Raw genomic sequence first — 12,551 nt, forward strand, 5'->3', positions numbered from 1 at the left:
GGGCAGCCGGTTCAGGGACGGGATGCAGGTGTTGCGGGCGTGGCAGCGCCTGGACCTTCCCCGGGTTGCTGGGCCGGATTGCCGGGTTGCGCCAGTTGCCTCAGCGGACCACGCTGGACCAGCCCCTGCACGAACTTGTTGCGCTCATCCTCAGGCAGCGTGGATGCGAATTCGACCACCTCGCGCTCCACCCGGGCACGGATGACCGCATCGGCCTGCCGGGCCCGGCCGAGCGCCGCTTCCACCGCAGGCCTGTCGAACTGCGGGGCGGCGAGGAGGCGGACGAGTTCGCGCCGGCTCTCGCGCGCTTCGCGCACCGTGGGCTGGATGTCGCGACGCGCGTTCCGCAGCGTGTCGCGGAAGGTGTCGCGCCGCTCGGCCGGCAGGGCTTCGGCTGCAAGCCTGAGACTGCGCTGCACGGCAGCCGTCTGTGGGCCTGCCGACCACCAGCGGTACATGCCGCCGGCAATGCCGCCCACCAGGAACACATTGAGCACCAGCGAGACGGCCAGCAGCCATTTGATTCGTGTCGACATCATTCATCTCCCCAATCCGAAGAGGTTTGCCCGGCGCTGAAAGCGGACGCGCCGTCCATCCAGCCGTCCAGTGCCTGTGGCGCCGCGGACGACAACGCAAACGACACCGCGAACGCACCGGCCACCGCGCCGGCCAGTCCGACACCGGCAGCGCCGAAGCCGGACCACCACAGCACGGCACGTCCCCAGGCGCCGGTGTCTTGTCCCGCGTTCTGCCTCGCGTCGCTGCGTCCCGCGCCAGGCGCAGGAGCACCCGCGACGATGCGTTCCCGCAGCGCCAGTGCCGGCATGTCGACCTCGTGCTGCGCAAGCAATGCGTCGAGTCCGGCGGCGTCGGCCAGCACCTGCGAAAGCGCGGCAGGACTTTGTGCGAGCAGCCAGCGTGCGCCCGCCTGCTCCGCCAGCGGCCAGCGATTGAGATCACCGCCATAGGCATCCGCCAGAGTGCGGAAGCGTTCATCGGTCATGTCCTGAAGGTGCGTCATGCATGCTCCTTGGTTGTTCCCTGTTGCGCGCCGGGCTGGAGCTGGGCGCGCAGATTCCGGCGGGCGCGCACCAGAAGGCTTTCCAGCGCCTCCACGCTGATGCCCATCAGCGCCGCCGTGTCGTTGTTGGACAGGTCCTGGTAGTACTGCAGCACCAGCGCCTCGCGCTGGCGCGATGGCAATGCCGCCAGCGCCGCGTCCATGCGGGCTTTTGCCTGCCGCGCTTCGAGACGGCCGTCCGGCAACGGCGCCGGATCTTCGGTTTCCGGCAGCTCGTCGGACGGGTGCTCGCGCCTGCCGCGCAACCTGTCGTAGCAAAGGTTCAGTGCCACGCGATGCAGCCACGTATCAAAGCGCGCCTGCCCGGCCTCCCACTTCGCTGCGTGTTGCCAGATCCGCACAAAGGCCTCTTGCGCGACGTCCTCCGCTTCGCCCCGGTCACCGAGCATGCGTTGCGCCAGCGCCAGCAGCCGAGGCAGCTTGCGCGCCACCATCTCGCGCACGGCCGCGCCCTCGCCTCGCGCCACGCGTGGCAACAGTTCGATGTCGGGGTCCAGGTCGGCCTGCGGCATGCCTCTTCAACGCACCAGCCACGGAAATCCGTCGCTCCAGCATCCACGATAGTGGGAAAGTCGGCGCAAAGAAATGTAAAGGGCCTCGCCCGGATACCGGACGAGGCCCTTCTACTTGAACCGGCAAGCCGCTATCGCGGTGACCGGGTCAGGATTCAGCGAACGCCAGCAAGCGCGTCGTTGAAGGTCTTGCTGGGACGCATCACGGCGTCCAGCTTGGCGAGGTCGGGCTGGTAGTAGCCGCCGATGTCCACCGGCTTGCCCTGGATTTCGGTCAGTTCCGCGACGATGGCTTGCTCCTTCTCGGCCAGGGTTTTGGCCAGCGGCGCATAGCGGTCGGCCAGTTCCTTGTCTTCCTTCTGGGCGGCCAGTTCCTGCGCCCAGTACATCGCCAGATAGAACTGGCTGCCGCGGTTGTCCAACTGGCCGGTCTTGGGCGACGGGCTCTTGTTGTTGTCCAGCAGCTTGCCGGTGGCAGCGTCCAGCGTTTTGGCCAGGATCTTGGCCTTGGCGTTGCCGGTCTTGATGCCCAGCTCTTCCAGGCTGACAGCCAGTGCGAGGAACTCGCCCAGCGAATCCCAGCGCAGGTGGTTTTCTTCGACCAGCTGCTGCACGTGCTTGGGCGCGGAACCGCCGGCACCGGTTTCGTACATGCCGCCGCCCGCCATCAGCGGGACAATGGACAGCATCTTGGCCGAGGTGCCCAGTTCCATGATGGGGAACAGGTCGGTCAGGTAGTCGCGCAGGATGTTGCCGGTGACGCTGATGGTGTCCAGCCCACGGATGACACGCTCGAGCGTGTAGCGCATCGCGCGCACCTGGCTCATGATCTTGATGTCCAGACCCTTGGTGTCGTGTTCCTTCAGGTAGGTCTCGACCTTCTTGATGACTTCCAGTTCGTGCGGGCGGTACGGGTCCAGCCAGAACACGGCGGGCATGCCGGAGTTGCGGGCGCGTGTGACGGCGAGCTTCACCCAGTCGCGGATGGCGGCGTCCTTCACCTGGCACATGCGCCAGATGTCTCCGGCCTCGACGTTCTGCGACAGCAGCACTTCGCCGGTGGCGATGTCCACGATGTTGGCGACGCCGTCTTCCGGGACTTCGAAGGTCTTGTCGTGCGAACCGTATTCCTCGGCCTGCTGTGCCATCAGGCCGACGTTGGGCACCGTACCCATGGTCTTGGGGTCGAACGCGCCGTGCCACTTGCAGAAGTTGATGATCTCCTGGTAGATGCGGGCGAAGGTGGACTCGGGAATGACGGCCTTCACTTCCTTCAGCCGGCCGTCGGCACCGTACATCTTGCCGCCGTTGCGGATCATCGCGGGCATGGATGCGTCCACGATCACGTCATTCGGCGAATGGAAGTTGGTGATGCCCTTGGCCGAATCGACCATGGCCAGCGCGGGGCGCTTCTCGTGGCAGGCATGCAGGTCGCGCTTGATCTCGTCCTGCTGGCTCTGCGGCAGCGTGGAAATCTTGTCGTAGAGGTTGGCCATGCCGTTGTTCACGTTCACGCCCAGTTCGTCGAACAGCTTGCCGTGCTTCTCGAAGGCTTCCTTGTAGAACATGCGCACGCAGTGGCCGAACACGATGGGGTGGGACACCTTCATCATCGTGGCCTTCACGTGCAGCGAGAACATCACGCCGGTGTCATAGGCATCCTGAATCTGCTGTTCGTAGAACGCCAGCAGCGCCTTCTTGCTCATGAACATCGAGTCGATGATCTCGCCGGCCAGCAGCGATACCTTGGGCTTGAGCACCGTGGTCTTGCCGGACTTGCCGACCAGTTCCATGCGGACGTCGCGCGCCTTGTCCAGCGTCATCGACTTCTCGCCATGATAGAAGTCGCCATGGAACATGTGCGAGACGTGCGTGCGTGACGCGGGGCTCCATTCAGCCATGCTGTGCGGGTTCTTGCGTGCGTATTCCTTCACGGCCTTGGGAGCGCGGCGGTCGGAGTTGCCTTCGCGCAGCACGGGGTTCACCGCCGAGCCCAAAGTCTTGCTGTAACGCGCGCGGATCGCCTTCTCTTCATCCGTCTGGGGATTCTCCGGAAAGTCGGGGATCTTGTAGCCCTTGCCCTGCAGCTCGCGGATGGCGCCCACCAGCTGGTTCTGCGAAGCGCTGATGTTGGGCAGCTTGATGATGTTGGCTTCGGGCTTGAGCGTCAGCTTGCCGAGTTCGGACAACGTGTCGGGCACGCGTTGCTGCTCGGTGAGGGCTTCGGGGAAATTACCCAGGATACGGCCGGCAACGGAGATGTCGCTGGTCTCGACCTTCACGCCAGCGGGCTCGATGAAGGTGCGGATGATCGGCAGGAACGAGCGCGTGGCCAGCAACGGCGCCTCGTCTGTCAGTGTGTAGATGATGGTGGGCTGCTGGGTGCTCATGGAATCTCCTGAAGACGCGTTCTTGAAAACCGGAAACTGTGCGCATGCGCGCGAAACCCCCGATTGTTGCATAGCGGTGAGGCGTATCACATGATGGTATGTCGATCACATGTTGTCGACCATCACCTGACCGAACCCGGAGCAACTGACTTGCGTGGCACCGTCCATCAGGCGGGCGAAGTCGTAGGTGACCTTCTTCGACTGGATGGCCAGTTCGAGCGAGCGGAGGATCAGGTCCGCCGCTTCCTTCCAGCCCATGTGCCGCAGCATCATTTCGGCCGACAGGATGCTCGAGCACGGGTTCACGTAGTCCATCCCGGCGTACTTGGGTGCCGTGCCGTGCGTGGCCTCGAACATGGCGACGGTGTCCGACATGTTGGCGCCGGGCGCGATGCCCATGCCGCCCACCTGCGCGGCGACGGCGTCGGAGATGTAGTCACCGTTCAGGTTGAGTGTCGCGACCACGCTGTACTCGGCCGGACGCATGAGGATCTGCTGCAGGAAGGCATCGGCGATGCTGTCCTTGATGATGATGTCCTTGCCCGTGTTCGGGTTCTTGACGCGCATCCAAGTCAGCCCATCGATCGACTCCGCACCGAATTCCCTTGCCGCCAGGGCGTAAGCCCAGTCACGGAATCCACCCTCGGTGAACTTCATGATGTTGCCCTTGTGGACGATGGTCACGCTCGGGCGGTTGTGGTCGATGGCGTACTGGATGGCCTTGCGCACGAGACGCTCGGTGCCTTCGACGGACACCGGCTTGATGCCCATGGCCGACGTCGCGGGGAAGCGGATCTTGTTGGAGCCCAGCTCTTCCATCAGGAACTTGATGAGCTTCTTCGCCTTCTCGCTGCCGGCTTCGTATTCGATGCCGGCGTAGATGTCTTCGGAGTTCTCGCGGAAGATGACCATGTTGGTCTTGTCCGGCTCGATCAGGGGCGACGGCACGCCCTTGAAATACTGCACGGGACGCAGGCACACATACAGGTCGAGTTCCTGGCGCAACGTGACGTTGAGCGACCGGCGGCCGCCACCCACCGGCGTGGTGAGCGGGCCCTTGATGGAGACCACGTAGTCCTTCGCCGCCTGCACGGTTTCTTCGGGCAGCCAGACGTCATCACCGTAAATGCGGGTGGATTTCTCGCCGGCAAAAACTTCCATCCACTGGATGCGGCGCCTGCCGCCATAGGATTTCTCCACCGCAGCATCGACCACCTTCATCATCACCGGTGTGACATCGATGCCAACGCCGTCGCCTTCGATGTAGGGGATGATGGGTTCGTCAGGGACGTTCAGCGAATTGTCCGCGTTGACAGTGATCTTCTGACCTTGGGCGGGCACCTTGATGTGCTGGTAAGCCATGGACGAACGTCTCCAGTGAGCAAGCAAAAACAGCGCTGATTCTAGCGGCAGCACCTCAGGCCAGCATTTCGGATGTCAGGGTTTCACCTTGTCAACGCCGCTGTCTGCGGCCTCGTTGTGCAAGGGCTTTCGCATGAACTGCACAAAGCGATCTCCATAACCCAGGCATTACAAAGGAAATCGGAAATGACCAGACTGCTCGCCACCATTCTCACCACCGTGTTCGCTGCCTCCGCTTTCGCACAGGCACCGGCCCCCGCCGCCAAGCCCGTGGCGCCCGCAGCCCCCGCGGCTGCTGCGGCGCCTGCCGCTGCTCCTGCGGCCACAACGCCTGTCGCCGCAGCCCCGGCCATGAAAGAAGACAAGCCCGCCATGAAGGGCGACAAGAAGGCAAAGAAGACCAAAGCCAAGGTCGCCAAAAAGGCCCACAAGAAGGAAGCCCCCAAGGCTTGATCGCCTGAAGGCCTGACTTTCCAGTCAGTCTCCGGATTTCGCCAGAATGCCCGCACATCGCGGGCATTTCTCATGAAACTTCTTCAACGTCTCATCCTTGCCGCAGGCTTGGCACTAGCGCTGCCTGCAGGCATTTCCTTCGCGCAAAGCCAGGCAACAACCGAAGGCTCGCCGCAGATGAACCTGCAGCGCACCCGACTCACCGCCGGCATGCACCTGATCGACGCGCAGGTCGCGCAAACGAACGACCAGCGCATGACCGGCCTGATGCATCGCAAGGACATGCCCCCGAACGAAGGCATGCTCTTCGTGTTCGAACAACCGTCGCAGCAATGCTTCTGGATGAAGAACACGCTCATTCCCCTCACTGCCGCCTTCATTGCCGACGACGGCACCATCGTCAATCTCGTCGACATGAAACCCCAGAGCCTGGACTCGCACTGCTCGGAAAAGCCGGTGCGCTACGTGCTCGAGATGAACAAGGGCTGGTTCGAACGGAAAGGCCTGAAGGCCGGGTTCAAACTCGGCGGACCCATCTTCGCTGCGCGCCGCTGAAGACGCTCGCAGCTGCCAACAAAAAAGCCGGCGCATGCCGGCTTTTTTGTTGCTGCACAGACGTGCGGCGGGAGAATCAGGCGAAATTCTTCGCGGCGAATTCCCAGTTGACCAGCTTGTCCAGGAAGGTCTCGACGAACTTCGGACGGAGGTTGCGGTAGTCGATGTAGTAAGCGTGTTCCCACACGTCGACCGTCAGCAGCGCCTTGTCGTCGGTGGTCAGCGGCGTGCCGGCTGCGCCGGTATTGACGATGTCCACGCTGCCGTCCGGCTTCTTCACGAGCCAGGTCCAGCCGGAACCGAAGTTGCCCACGGCCGACTTGGTGAATGCTTCCTTGAAGGCGGCATAGCTGCCCCATTTCTTGGTGATGGCCTCGGCCAGTGCGCCGGTGGGCTCGCCGCCGCCGGCGGGCTTCATGCAGTTCCAGAAGAAGGTGTGGTTCCAGATCTGTGCGGAGTTGTTGTAGATGCCGCCGGAGGACTTCTTGATGATTTCCTCGAGGGTCATGCTCTCGAACTCGGTGCCCTTCTGCAGGTTGTTGAGGTTCACGACGTAAGCGTTGTGGTGCTTGCCGTGGTGGTACTCGAGCGTCTCCTTGGAGTAGTGAGGTGCCAGCGAATCGATGGGGTACGGCAGCGGCGGAAGGGTGTGTTCCATGGTCTTTTCCTCGTGGTGTGTAAAACGGATCGATTGTAGGAAGTTTGTTCAGTCCTGCTTGCGCACGGTCAAAGCAACCTCGCCATCGGAGAGGGTTGCGGTCACGTGCCCGCCCGGCTGGAACTGGCCTGCGCTGGTCAGCGGGTGGCCGGTTTCGTCGGTCAGCCACGCATAACCACGACGCAACACCAGCGCCGGGTCGAGCAGTTCGAGTTTGATACGGGCCCGTGACAACCTGTCGTCAGCGCGCCTCACGGCATCGTGCAGCGCAACCGGCAACGCAGGCTCCATGCGTTGCAGTGCGTTGCGCTTGTTGCCCAGTTGCGCAAGAACGCCGTAGCGCAGGCGCTGGGCGCGGTGTGTGAGCTGGAGGCGTTCGCGGGCCATGAGCGAAGAGGGGCGGCCCAGCCGCCGTGTCGCCTGATCGAGCCGCTGGGCCTGCGCATCAAGCACCCGCCCTGTCGCGTCCGACAAGCGCTGCGCCATCAGGGCGACCGCGCCCAGCCACACGTCGCGCGGCTGCGCCGCGAGTTCGGCCGCGGCAGTCGGCGTGGGCGCACGGAGGTCGGCGCAGAAGTCGGCGATGGTGAAGTCCGTTTCATGGCCCACGCCTGAAATCAGCGGCACCGGGCTGCGGACGATCGCGCGCGCCACCTGTTCGTCGTTGAACGCCCAGAGGTCTTCGATGGAGCCGCCGCCGCGCACGAGCAGGATGACATCGGGGGCACCCGGACCGCCCGCCTCGACGCGCGAATACAGGTTGCCCAGCGCGCGGACCAATTCGGCAGGCGCTGCAGCCCCCTGTACTTGGGCGGGCGAGATGACCACCTGCACATGCGGCGCCCGGCGACGCAAGGCGGTCACGACGTCGTGCAGCGCAGCCGCCCCCAGCGAGGTGACGATCCCGATGCAACGGGGTGCCAGCGGCACGGGTCGCTTGCGCGCCGCGTCGAACAGGCCTTCTTCATCGAGTTTTGCCTTCAATCGCAGGAACTGCTCGAACAGCGCACCCTGCCCGGCCCGGCTCATGGATTCCACGATGAGTTGCAGGTCGCCGCGGGGTTCGTACACCGCCAGCCGCCCTCGCACCTGGACGAGTTCGCCGTCACGCGGCGAAACATCCATGAGGCTCGCCGCGCGGCGGAACATCGCGCAACGCAGCTGACCCGATTCGTCTTTGAGGGAAAAGTAGCAATGGCCACTGGCCGCACGCGAGAAACCGGTGATCTCGCCCTGCACGCTCACCGGGTTGAATCTGGCGTCCAGCGCGTCAGCAACGGCGCGGCATAGCGCGCCAACTTGCCAGATTCGTGGCGTCGTTGCTGGGTTTTCGGAACGGGGTGTCAGCATTGGCGCGGCATCCGGGGTGCGATTACTCCACAGAAGACCGCGCGGTGCGGCAATTCATGACAAAACCACGTCCACATGACGAATTTACGAAGCAAGCCATTGATTTCATTGGATTTTTTTCTGCTCAAAATGTCATCGATGTGTCACAAGTGTTGGCTGATGCGGCTTGCAGCATGCTGGGCACAAGGTTGCTCACAAAGTTATCCACAATTTTTGTGGGTCAAGTCTGACAGCGACCGGTCAGGCTCACGTGTGTGCGAAGCATTCAAAAGCGTCACGGCTTCAGGCCATAATCTCACCGCGCGCAACGCGCCGGAACTCCGGTTCCGACACCGGAAACTGCAGCAGTACGTTTGGCGAAGGGGGTTCTTTGTTTTCGATCATACAAGCCGCAGGCTGGCCCATCTGGCCCTTGATTGCCTGCTCCATCGTGGCCCTGGCCCTCATCATCGAACGATTCGTCAGTCTCAAGACCGCCAAGATCGCTCCACCGCGGCTGCTCGATGAAGCCATCGGCGTTTCACGCGCGGGCGTGCCTGCTGCCGATGTGGTGATGAAGCTCGAACAGAACTCGGCCCTGGGTGAAGTTCTCGCCAGCGGCTTCCGCACGCTGAACTCCAACCCGCGTTGCAGCGAGGAAGAACTGCGCGCCAGCATGGAAAACACCGGCCGCGCCGTGGCCCACCGCCTCGAGCGCTACCTTGCGGCGCTGGGCACCATCGCATCCGCCGCGCCGCTGCTCGGTCTGCTGGGCACCGTCATCGGGATGATCGAAATCTTCGGCTCGCAAGCCCCCACCGGCAGCAGCGGCGGTGGCAACCCGGCGCAACTGGCGCACGGCATTTCCATCGCGCTGTACAACACCGCATTCGGCCTCATCGTGGCCATACCGGCACTCATTTTCTGGCGCTACTTCCGTTCGCGGGTGGACGAGTACCTGCTCTCTCTCGAACTGGCTGGCGACCGCTTTGCCCGCCACCTGAATTCGTTGCGCAAGTAAGGCCGCCTGCCATGAACTTCCGTCCCCGCGCCAAGGAAGAGCCGGAGATCAACCTGATCCCGTTCATCGACGTGCTGCTGGTCATCCTGATTTTCCTGATGCTGTCCACCACATACAGCAAGTTCACGGAACTGCAGCTCAAGCTGCCGGTCGCCGACGCTGACGCGCAACGTGACTACCCCAAGGAAGTCATCGTCGCGGTCGGCGCGGACGGGCGCTACTCGATCAACAAGACCGTGGTCAACGGCCGCAATGTCGATGCGGTGGCCGCCGCACTGGCCCTGGCCGCCACGGCCGGCAAGGACACGACGGTCATCATCAGCGCCGACGCTACCGCTGCCCACCAGTCGGTCGTGACTGTGATGGAAGCGGCGCGCCGGGCGGGTCTGAACCAGATCACCTTCGCCACGCAGTCGTCCGCGACCAGCGGCAAGTAAGGATTCATGCGCCAAGCGTTGCAGCGGGCCTGGTTGCATCGGGGGCTGCTGGCCTGGCTGCTGTGGCCCCTGTCCCTGCTCTTCGGGCTTCTCGCTGCGACGAGACGCGCGGCGTATCGCACGGGCATCCTTCGCGCGACCACGCTGCCGGTGCCCGTCATCGTCGTCGGCAATGTGGTGGCGGGCGGCGCGGGAAAGACGCCGGTGACAATTGCGCTGGTGCGCCATCTGCAGGCACGCGGCATACCGGTGGGCATCGTCTCGCGGGGCTACGGACGGCGGGATACGCGACAGGACTTGATCGAAGTGCACGCAGACAGCCTGGCCAGCGAAGTCGGCGATGAGCCCCTGCTCGTCCACCGCGCCACTGGCGCTCCACTGGTGGTGGGGCGGCGACGGGCCGAAGCCGCGCAACATCTGCTGGCAAGGCACCCGGCAGTGGCGGTCATCGTGAGCGACGACGGGCTCCAGCATCTGGCGCTGTCACGCGACATCGAGATCTGCGTGTTCGACGCGCGCGGCGTCGGCAACGGATTCCTGCTGCCGGCCGGTCTGCTTCGCGAGCCGTGGCCCAGACCAGTCGATTTCATCTTGCACACAGGCACTGTCGACGCGCCCAATGCTTTCATACTGAAGCGGCAACTGGCCGGCCACGCGGCCGACGCTGACGGCAACACGACCGACCTCTCCGCGCTCGCAGGCCAGCCCGTGACCGCCGTCGCCGGCATCGCGCAACCGCAGGCCTTCTTCGACATGCTGGCTGCGCGCGGCATCCATGCATCGCACACGGTGGCGCTGGATGACCACCACGACTTCTCCGGCTGGCAGCCGCCAGAAGGGACCGTGATCTGCACGGAGAAAGACGCCGTCAAGATCTGGCCGGCCCATCCCCGGGTACTCGCCGTTGTGCTGGAGGTCACCGTTGACGAAGCGTTCTGGCACGCGCTGGATGCACGGCTATCATCCCTGCATGGACACCAAACTGCTTGAGTTGCTGGTCTGCCCGGTCACCAAGGGCCCGCTGAAGTACGACCGCGAGCGCGAGGAACTCGTCTCGCGCAGCGCGCGGCTCGCCTACCCGGTGCGCGACGGAATTCCCATCCTGCTGGAGAACGAAGCCCGCACGCTCACCGACGAGGAACTGGAGCAGTGAGCTTCACCGTGCTGATCCCTGCGCGCCTGGCCTCGACCCGGTTGCCGGACAAACCCCTGGCCGACATCGCCGGACTGCCGATGATCGTGCGTGTTGCGCAACGCGCGCTCGAGTCGTCCGCCTCGCAGGTCATCGTTGCGGCCGATAGCCCGCAGATCATGGAAGCCTGCTCAGCGCACGGCGTGCGTGCCATCCTGACCCGCGCCGACCACCCTTCCGGCAGTGACCGGCTTGCCGAGGCCTGTGCCCAGCTCGGGCTGGACGGGGACGACCGCGTGGTCAACGTGCAAGGCGACGAGCCGCTCATTGCCCCGAGCCTCATCGACGCCGTTGCGCAGATGCTGCTCGACCGGCCACAGGCCGCCATGAGCACGGCGGCGCACGCGCTCGACTCCAGCACCGAGTTCGCCAACCCGAACGTCGTGAAGGTGGTGCTGGATGCCCAGCAACTTGCACTGTATTTCAGCCGCGCCCCCATCGCCTGGTGGCGTGACGGCTTTTCCGGCGGCATCGGGACCCGGCTTCCGGAGCCGGCGCCGTTGCGGCATATCGGCATCTACGGCTATCGGGCCGGCTTCCTCCGGCAATTTCCTGCGATGGCCCAGTCGCCGCTGGAGGTCACCGAAGCGCTGGAACAACTGCGCGTGCTCTGGCATGGGCATCGCATCGCAGTTCATGTGAGTCCCGAAGCACCAGGACCGGGCGTGGATACCCCGGCGGACCTGGAGCGCGTGCGACGCGTTTTCAGCATGCTTTAGGCATTTTCCGGGGCAGAACAGGCCCCGCGTAAGCGGGCGCGAAGGCCTTGCATGCTATCCTTTGGCGCAACGAAGCAATGCGGCGCACCCGTCACCGCAAAGCCGGAAGATACCCCGTCACGAACGGGCAGCCCGCGCCAGCATTGCCACTGATTTCTACGATCCGAGGACAACCATGAGACTCATCCTGTTGGGCGCGCCCGGCGCGGGCAAGGGCACGCAAGCGGCGTTCATCTGCAAGAAGTTCGGCATTCCGCAAATTTCCACTGGCGACATGCTGCGCGCCGCCGTCAAGGCCGGCACGCCGCTGGGTCTGCAGGCAGACGCGGTGATGAAGTCCGGCGGCCTGGTGAGCGATGACCTCATCATCAACCTCGTGAAGGAGCGCATTGCCCAGCCCGATTGCGCCAACGGCTTCCTGTTCGACGGTTTCCCCCGCACGATTCCCCAAGCCGATGCGATGAAAGCCGCTGGCGTGAAGCTCGACCACGTGCTGGAGATCGACGTGCCGTTCGACGCCATCATCGAACGCATGAGCGGCCGCCGCTCGCATCCGGCCAGCGGCCGCATCTACCACGTCAAGTTCAACCCACCGAAGGTGGAAGGCAAGGACGACGAAACCGGCGAAGCGCTGATCCAGCGCGAGGACGACAAGGAAGAAACCGTGCGCAAGCGACTGGACGTTTACAGCGCCCAGACGCGCCCGCTGGTGGACTACTACTCGAGCTGGGCCAAGGCCGACCCGGCCGGCGCACCGAAGTACAGCGCCATCAGCGGCATGGGGTCGGTGGACGAAATCACCGCTCGCGCGCTCGCCGCCCTGTCCCGCTGAACGACCCGGC

16 protein-coding genes are annotated in these 12,551 nt (G+C 64.2%); 9 read left to right on the top strand and 7 right to left on the bottom strand.

Annotated elements, in window-relative coordinates; genetic code table 11:
• Nucleotides 1–11: 11 nt before the first annotated feature.
• From ACO2Q9_RS18550 to icd, 5 genes are all read right to left on the bottom strand, one after another.
• Entirely contained in the window at nucleotides 12–536 is a 525-nt protein-coding gene (locus tag ACO2Q9_RS18550) for a periplasmic heavy metal sensor (RefSeq protein WP_423313492.1), read from the bottom strand.
• Nucleotides 536–1,021 carry a hypothetical protein gene (locus ACO2Q9_RS18555; protein WP_423313493.1) on the bottom strand — a complete coding sequence of 162 codons (486 nt, stop codon included), beginning with the start codon at nucleotides 1,019–1,021 and terminating at the stop codon, nucleotides 536–538. Before ACO2Q9_RS18555 ends, ACO2Q9_RS18550 begins: the two co-directional genes overlap by 1 nt.
• Entirely contained in the window at nucleotides 1,018–1,593 is a 576-nt protein-coding gene (locus ACO2Q9_RS18560) for an RNA polymerase sigma factor (RefSeq protein WP_423313495.1), read from the bottom strand. Before ACO2Q9_RS18560 ends, ACO2Q9_RS18555 begins: the two co-directional genes overlap by 4 nt.
• A 155-nt stretch (nucleotides 1,594–1,748) precedes the next feature.
• A complete protein-coding gene (locus ACO2Q9_RS18565; protein ID WP_423313496.1) occupies nucleotides 1,749–3,983 on the bottom strand; it encodes an NADP-dependent isocitrate dehydrogenase in 2,235 nt (744 codons plus the stop codon).
• A gap of 105 nt (nucleotides 3,984–4,088) precedes the next feature.
• The gene (icd, locus tag ACO2Q9_RS18570) at nucleotides 4,089–5,345 is read right to left on the bottom strand and encodes an NADP-dependent isocitrate dehydrogenase (protein ID WP_423313498.1); all 1,257 of its coding nucleotides are present in this window, start codon (nucleotides 5,343–5,345) and stop codon (nucleotides 4,089–4,091) included.
• A gap of 186 nt (nucleotides 5,346–5,531) precedes the next feature.
• On the opposite strand from icd, the gene ACO2Q9_RS18575 reads away from it, so the two are divergent.
• The gene (locus ACO2Q9_RS18575; RefSeq protein WP_423313500.1) at nucleotides 5,532–5,798 is read left to right on the top strand and encodes a hypothetical protein; all 267 of its coding nucleotides are present in this window, start codon (nucleotides 5,532–5,534) and stop codon (nucleotides 5,796–5,798) included.
• Between the two features lie 72 nt (nucleotides 5,799–5,870).
• The gene (locus ACO2Q9_RS18580; RefSeq protein WP_423313502.1) at nucleotides 5,871–6,353 is read left to right on the top strand and encodes a DUF192 domain-containing protein; all 483 of its coding nucleotides are present in this window, start codon (nucleotides 5,871–5,873) and stop codon (nucleotides 6,351–6,353) included.
• Nucleotides 6,354–6,429: 76 nt separating this feature from the next.
• On the opposite strand, the gene ACO2Q9_RS18585 is transcribed toward ACO2Q9_RS18580, so the two are convergent.
• Both ACO2Q9_RS18585 and xseA read right to left on the bottom strand, forming a co-directional pair.
• Nucleotides 6,430–7,011: a superoxide dismutase gene (locus tag ACO2Q9_RS18585; protein ID WP_423313504.1), complete on the bottom strand. Its 582-nt coding sequence runs from the start codon at nucleotides 7,009–7,011 to the stop codon at nucleotides 6,430–6,432.
• Nucleotides 7,012–7,059: 48 nt separating this feature from the next.
• Entirely contained in the window at nucleotides 7,060–8,361 is a 1,302-nt protein-coding gene (gene xseA, locus ACO2Q9_RS18590) for an exodeoxyribonuclease VII large subunit (protein ID WP_423313505.1), read from the bottom strand.
• 56 nt (nucleotides 8,362–8,417) lie between these two features.
• On the opposite strand from xseA, the gene ACO2Q9_RS18595 reads away from it, so the two are divergent.
• The 7 genes from ACO2Q9_RS18595 (at nucleotide 8,418) to adk (ending at nucleotide 12,541) form a co-directional block, all read left to right on the top strand.
• Nucleotides 8,418–8,591, top strand: coding sequence for a hypothetical protein (locus tag ACO2Q9_RS18595; protein ID WP_423313507.1), 174 nt, complete (start codon nucleotides 8,418–8,420; stop codon nucleotides 8,589–8,591).
• 140 nt (nucleotides 8,592–8,731) lie between these two features.
• Nucleotides 8,732–9,361, top strand: a complete 630-nt coding sequence (locus ACO2Q9_RS18600) for a MotA/TolQ/ExbB proton channel family protein (protein ID WP_423313510.1) — start codon at nucleotides 8,732–8,734, stop codon at nucleotides 9,359–9,361.
• 11 nt (nucleotides 9,362–9,372) lie between these two features.
• Nucleotides 9,373–9,798 carry an ExbD/TolR family protein gene (locus ACO2Q9_RS18605; protein ID WP_423313511.1) on the top strand — a complete coding sequence of 142 codons (426 nt, stop codon included), beginning with the start codon at nucleotides 9,373–9,375 and terminating at the stop codon, nucleotides 9,796–9,798.
• Nucleotides 9,799–9,804: 6 nt separating this feature from the next.
• Entirely contained in the window at nucleotides 9,805–10,788 is a 984-nt protein-coding gene (gene lpxK, locus ACO2Q9_RS18610) for a tetraacyldisaccharide 4'-kinase (RefSeq protein ID WP_423313513.1), read from the top strand.
• Nucleotides 10,769–10,951 (top strand): Trm112 family protein, encoded by a 183-nt coding sequence (locus ACO2Q9_RS18615; protein WP_423313514.1) that lies wholly within the window; start codon nucleotides 10,769–10,771, stop codon nucleotides 10,949–10,951. The genes lpxK and ACO2Q9_RS18615 overlap by 20 nt, the downstream gene beginning before the upstream one ends.
• Nucleotides 10,948–11,709 carry a 3-deoxy-manno-octulosonate cytidylyltransferase gene (kdsB, locus tag ACO2Q9_RS18620; protein WP_423313516.1) on the top strand — a complete coding sequence of 254 codons (762 nt, stop codon included), beginning with the start codon at nucleotides 10,948–10,950 and terminating at the stop codon, nucleotides 11,707–11,709. Before ACO2Q9_RS18615 ends, kdsB begins: the two co-directional genes overlap by 4 nt.
• Nucleotides 11,710–11,884: 175 nt before the next feature.
• Nucleotides 11,885–12,541, top strand: a complete 657-nt coding sequence (adk, locus tag ACO2Q9_RS18625) for an adenylate kinase (RefSeq protein WP_423313518.1) — start codon at nucleotides 11,885–11,887, stop codon at nucleotides 12,539–12,541.
• Nucleotides 12,542–12,551 lie beyond the last annotated feature (10 nt).

The sequence above is a fragment of the Variovorax sp. VNK109 genome, assembly GCF_049445855.1.
GTDB lineage: Bacteria > Pseudomonadota > Gammaproteobacteria > Burkholderiales > Burkholderiaceae_C > JAGOCV01.

What these genes read in the sequence shown, in the direction of transcription:
- adk (WP_423313518.1), top strand. Translation starts at nt 11,885, where the DNA reads ATGAGACTCATCCTGTTGGGCGCGCCCGGCGCGGGCAAGGGCACGCAA.
- icd (WP_423313498.1), bottom strand. Translation starts at nt 5,345, where the DNA reads ATGGCTTACCAGCACATCAAGGTGCCCGCCCAAGGTCAGAAGATCACT.
- ACO2Q9_RS18585 (WP_423313504.1), bottom strand. Translation starts at nt 7,011, where the DNA reads ATGGAACACACCCTTCCGCCGCTGCCGTACCCCATCGATTCGCTGGCA.
- lpxK (WP_423313513.1), top strand. Translation starts at nt 9,805, where the DNA reads ATGCGCCAAGCGTTGCAGCGGGCCTGGTTGCATCGGGGGCTGCTGGCC.
- ACO2Q9_RS18550 (WP_423313492.1), bottom strand. Translation starts at nt 536, where the DNA reads ATGTCGACACGAATCAAATGGCTGCTGGCCGTCTCGCTGGTGCTCAAT.
- ACO2Q9_RS18580 (WP_423313502.1), top strand. Translation starts at nt 5,871, where the DNA reads ATGAAACTTCTTCAACGTCTCATCCTTGCCGCAGGCTTGGCACTAGCG.
- ACO2Q9_RS18595 (WP_423313507.1), top strand. Translation starts at nt 8,418, where the DNA reads ATGACAAAACCACGTCCACATGACGAATTTACGAAGCAAGCCATTGAT.
- ACO2Q9_RS18615 (WP_423313514.1), top strand. Translation starts at nt 10,769, where the DNA reads ATGGACACCAAACTGCTTGAGTTGCTGGTCTGCCCGGTCACCAAGGGC.
- ACO2Q9_RS18560 (WP_423313495.1), bottom strand. Translation starts at nt 1,593, where the DNA reads ATGCCGCAGGCCGACCTGGACCCCGACATCGAACTGTTGCCACGCGTG.
- xseA (WP_423313505.1), bottom strand. Translation starts at nt 8,361, where the DNA reads ATGCTGACACCCCGTTCCGAAAACCCAGCAACGACGCCACGAATCTGG.
- ACO2Q9_RS18605 (WP_423313511.1), top strand. Translation starts at nt 9,373, where the DNA reads ATGAACTTCCGTCCCCGCGCCAAGGAAGAGCCGGAGATCAACCTGATC.
- ACO2Q9_RS18565 (WP_423313496.1), bottom strand. Translation starts at nt 3,983, where the DNA reads ATGAGCACCCAGCAGCCCACCATCATCTACACACTGACAGACGAGGCG.
- ACO2Q9_RS18555 (WP_423313493.1), bottom strand. Translation starts at nt 1,021, where the DNA reads ATGACGCACCTTCAGGACATGACCGATGAACGCTTCCGCACTCTGGCG.
- ACO2Q9_RS18575 (WP_423313500.1), top strand. Translation starts at nt 5,532, where the DNA reads ATGACCAGACTGCTCGCCACCATTCTCACCACCGTGTTCGCTGCCTCC.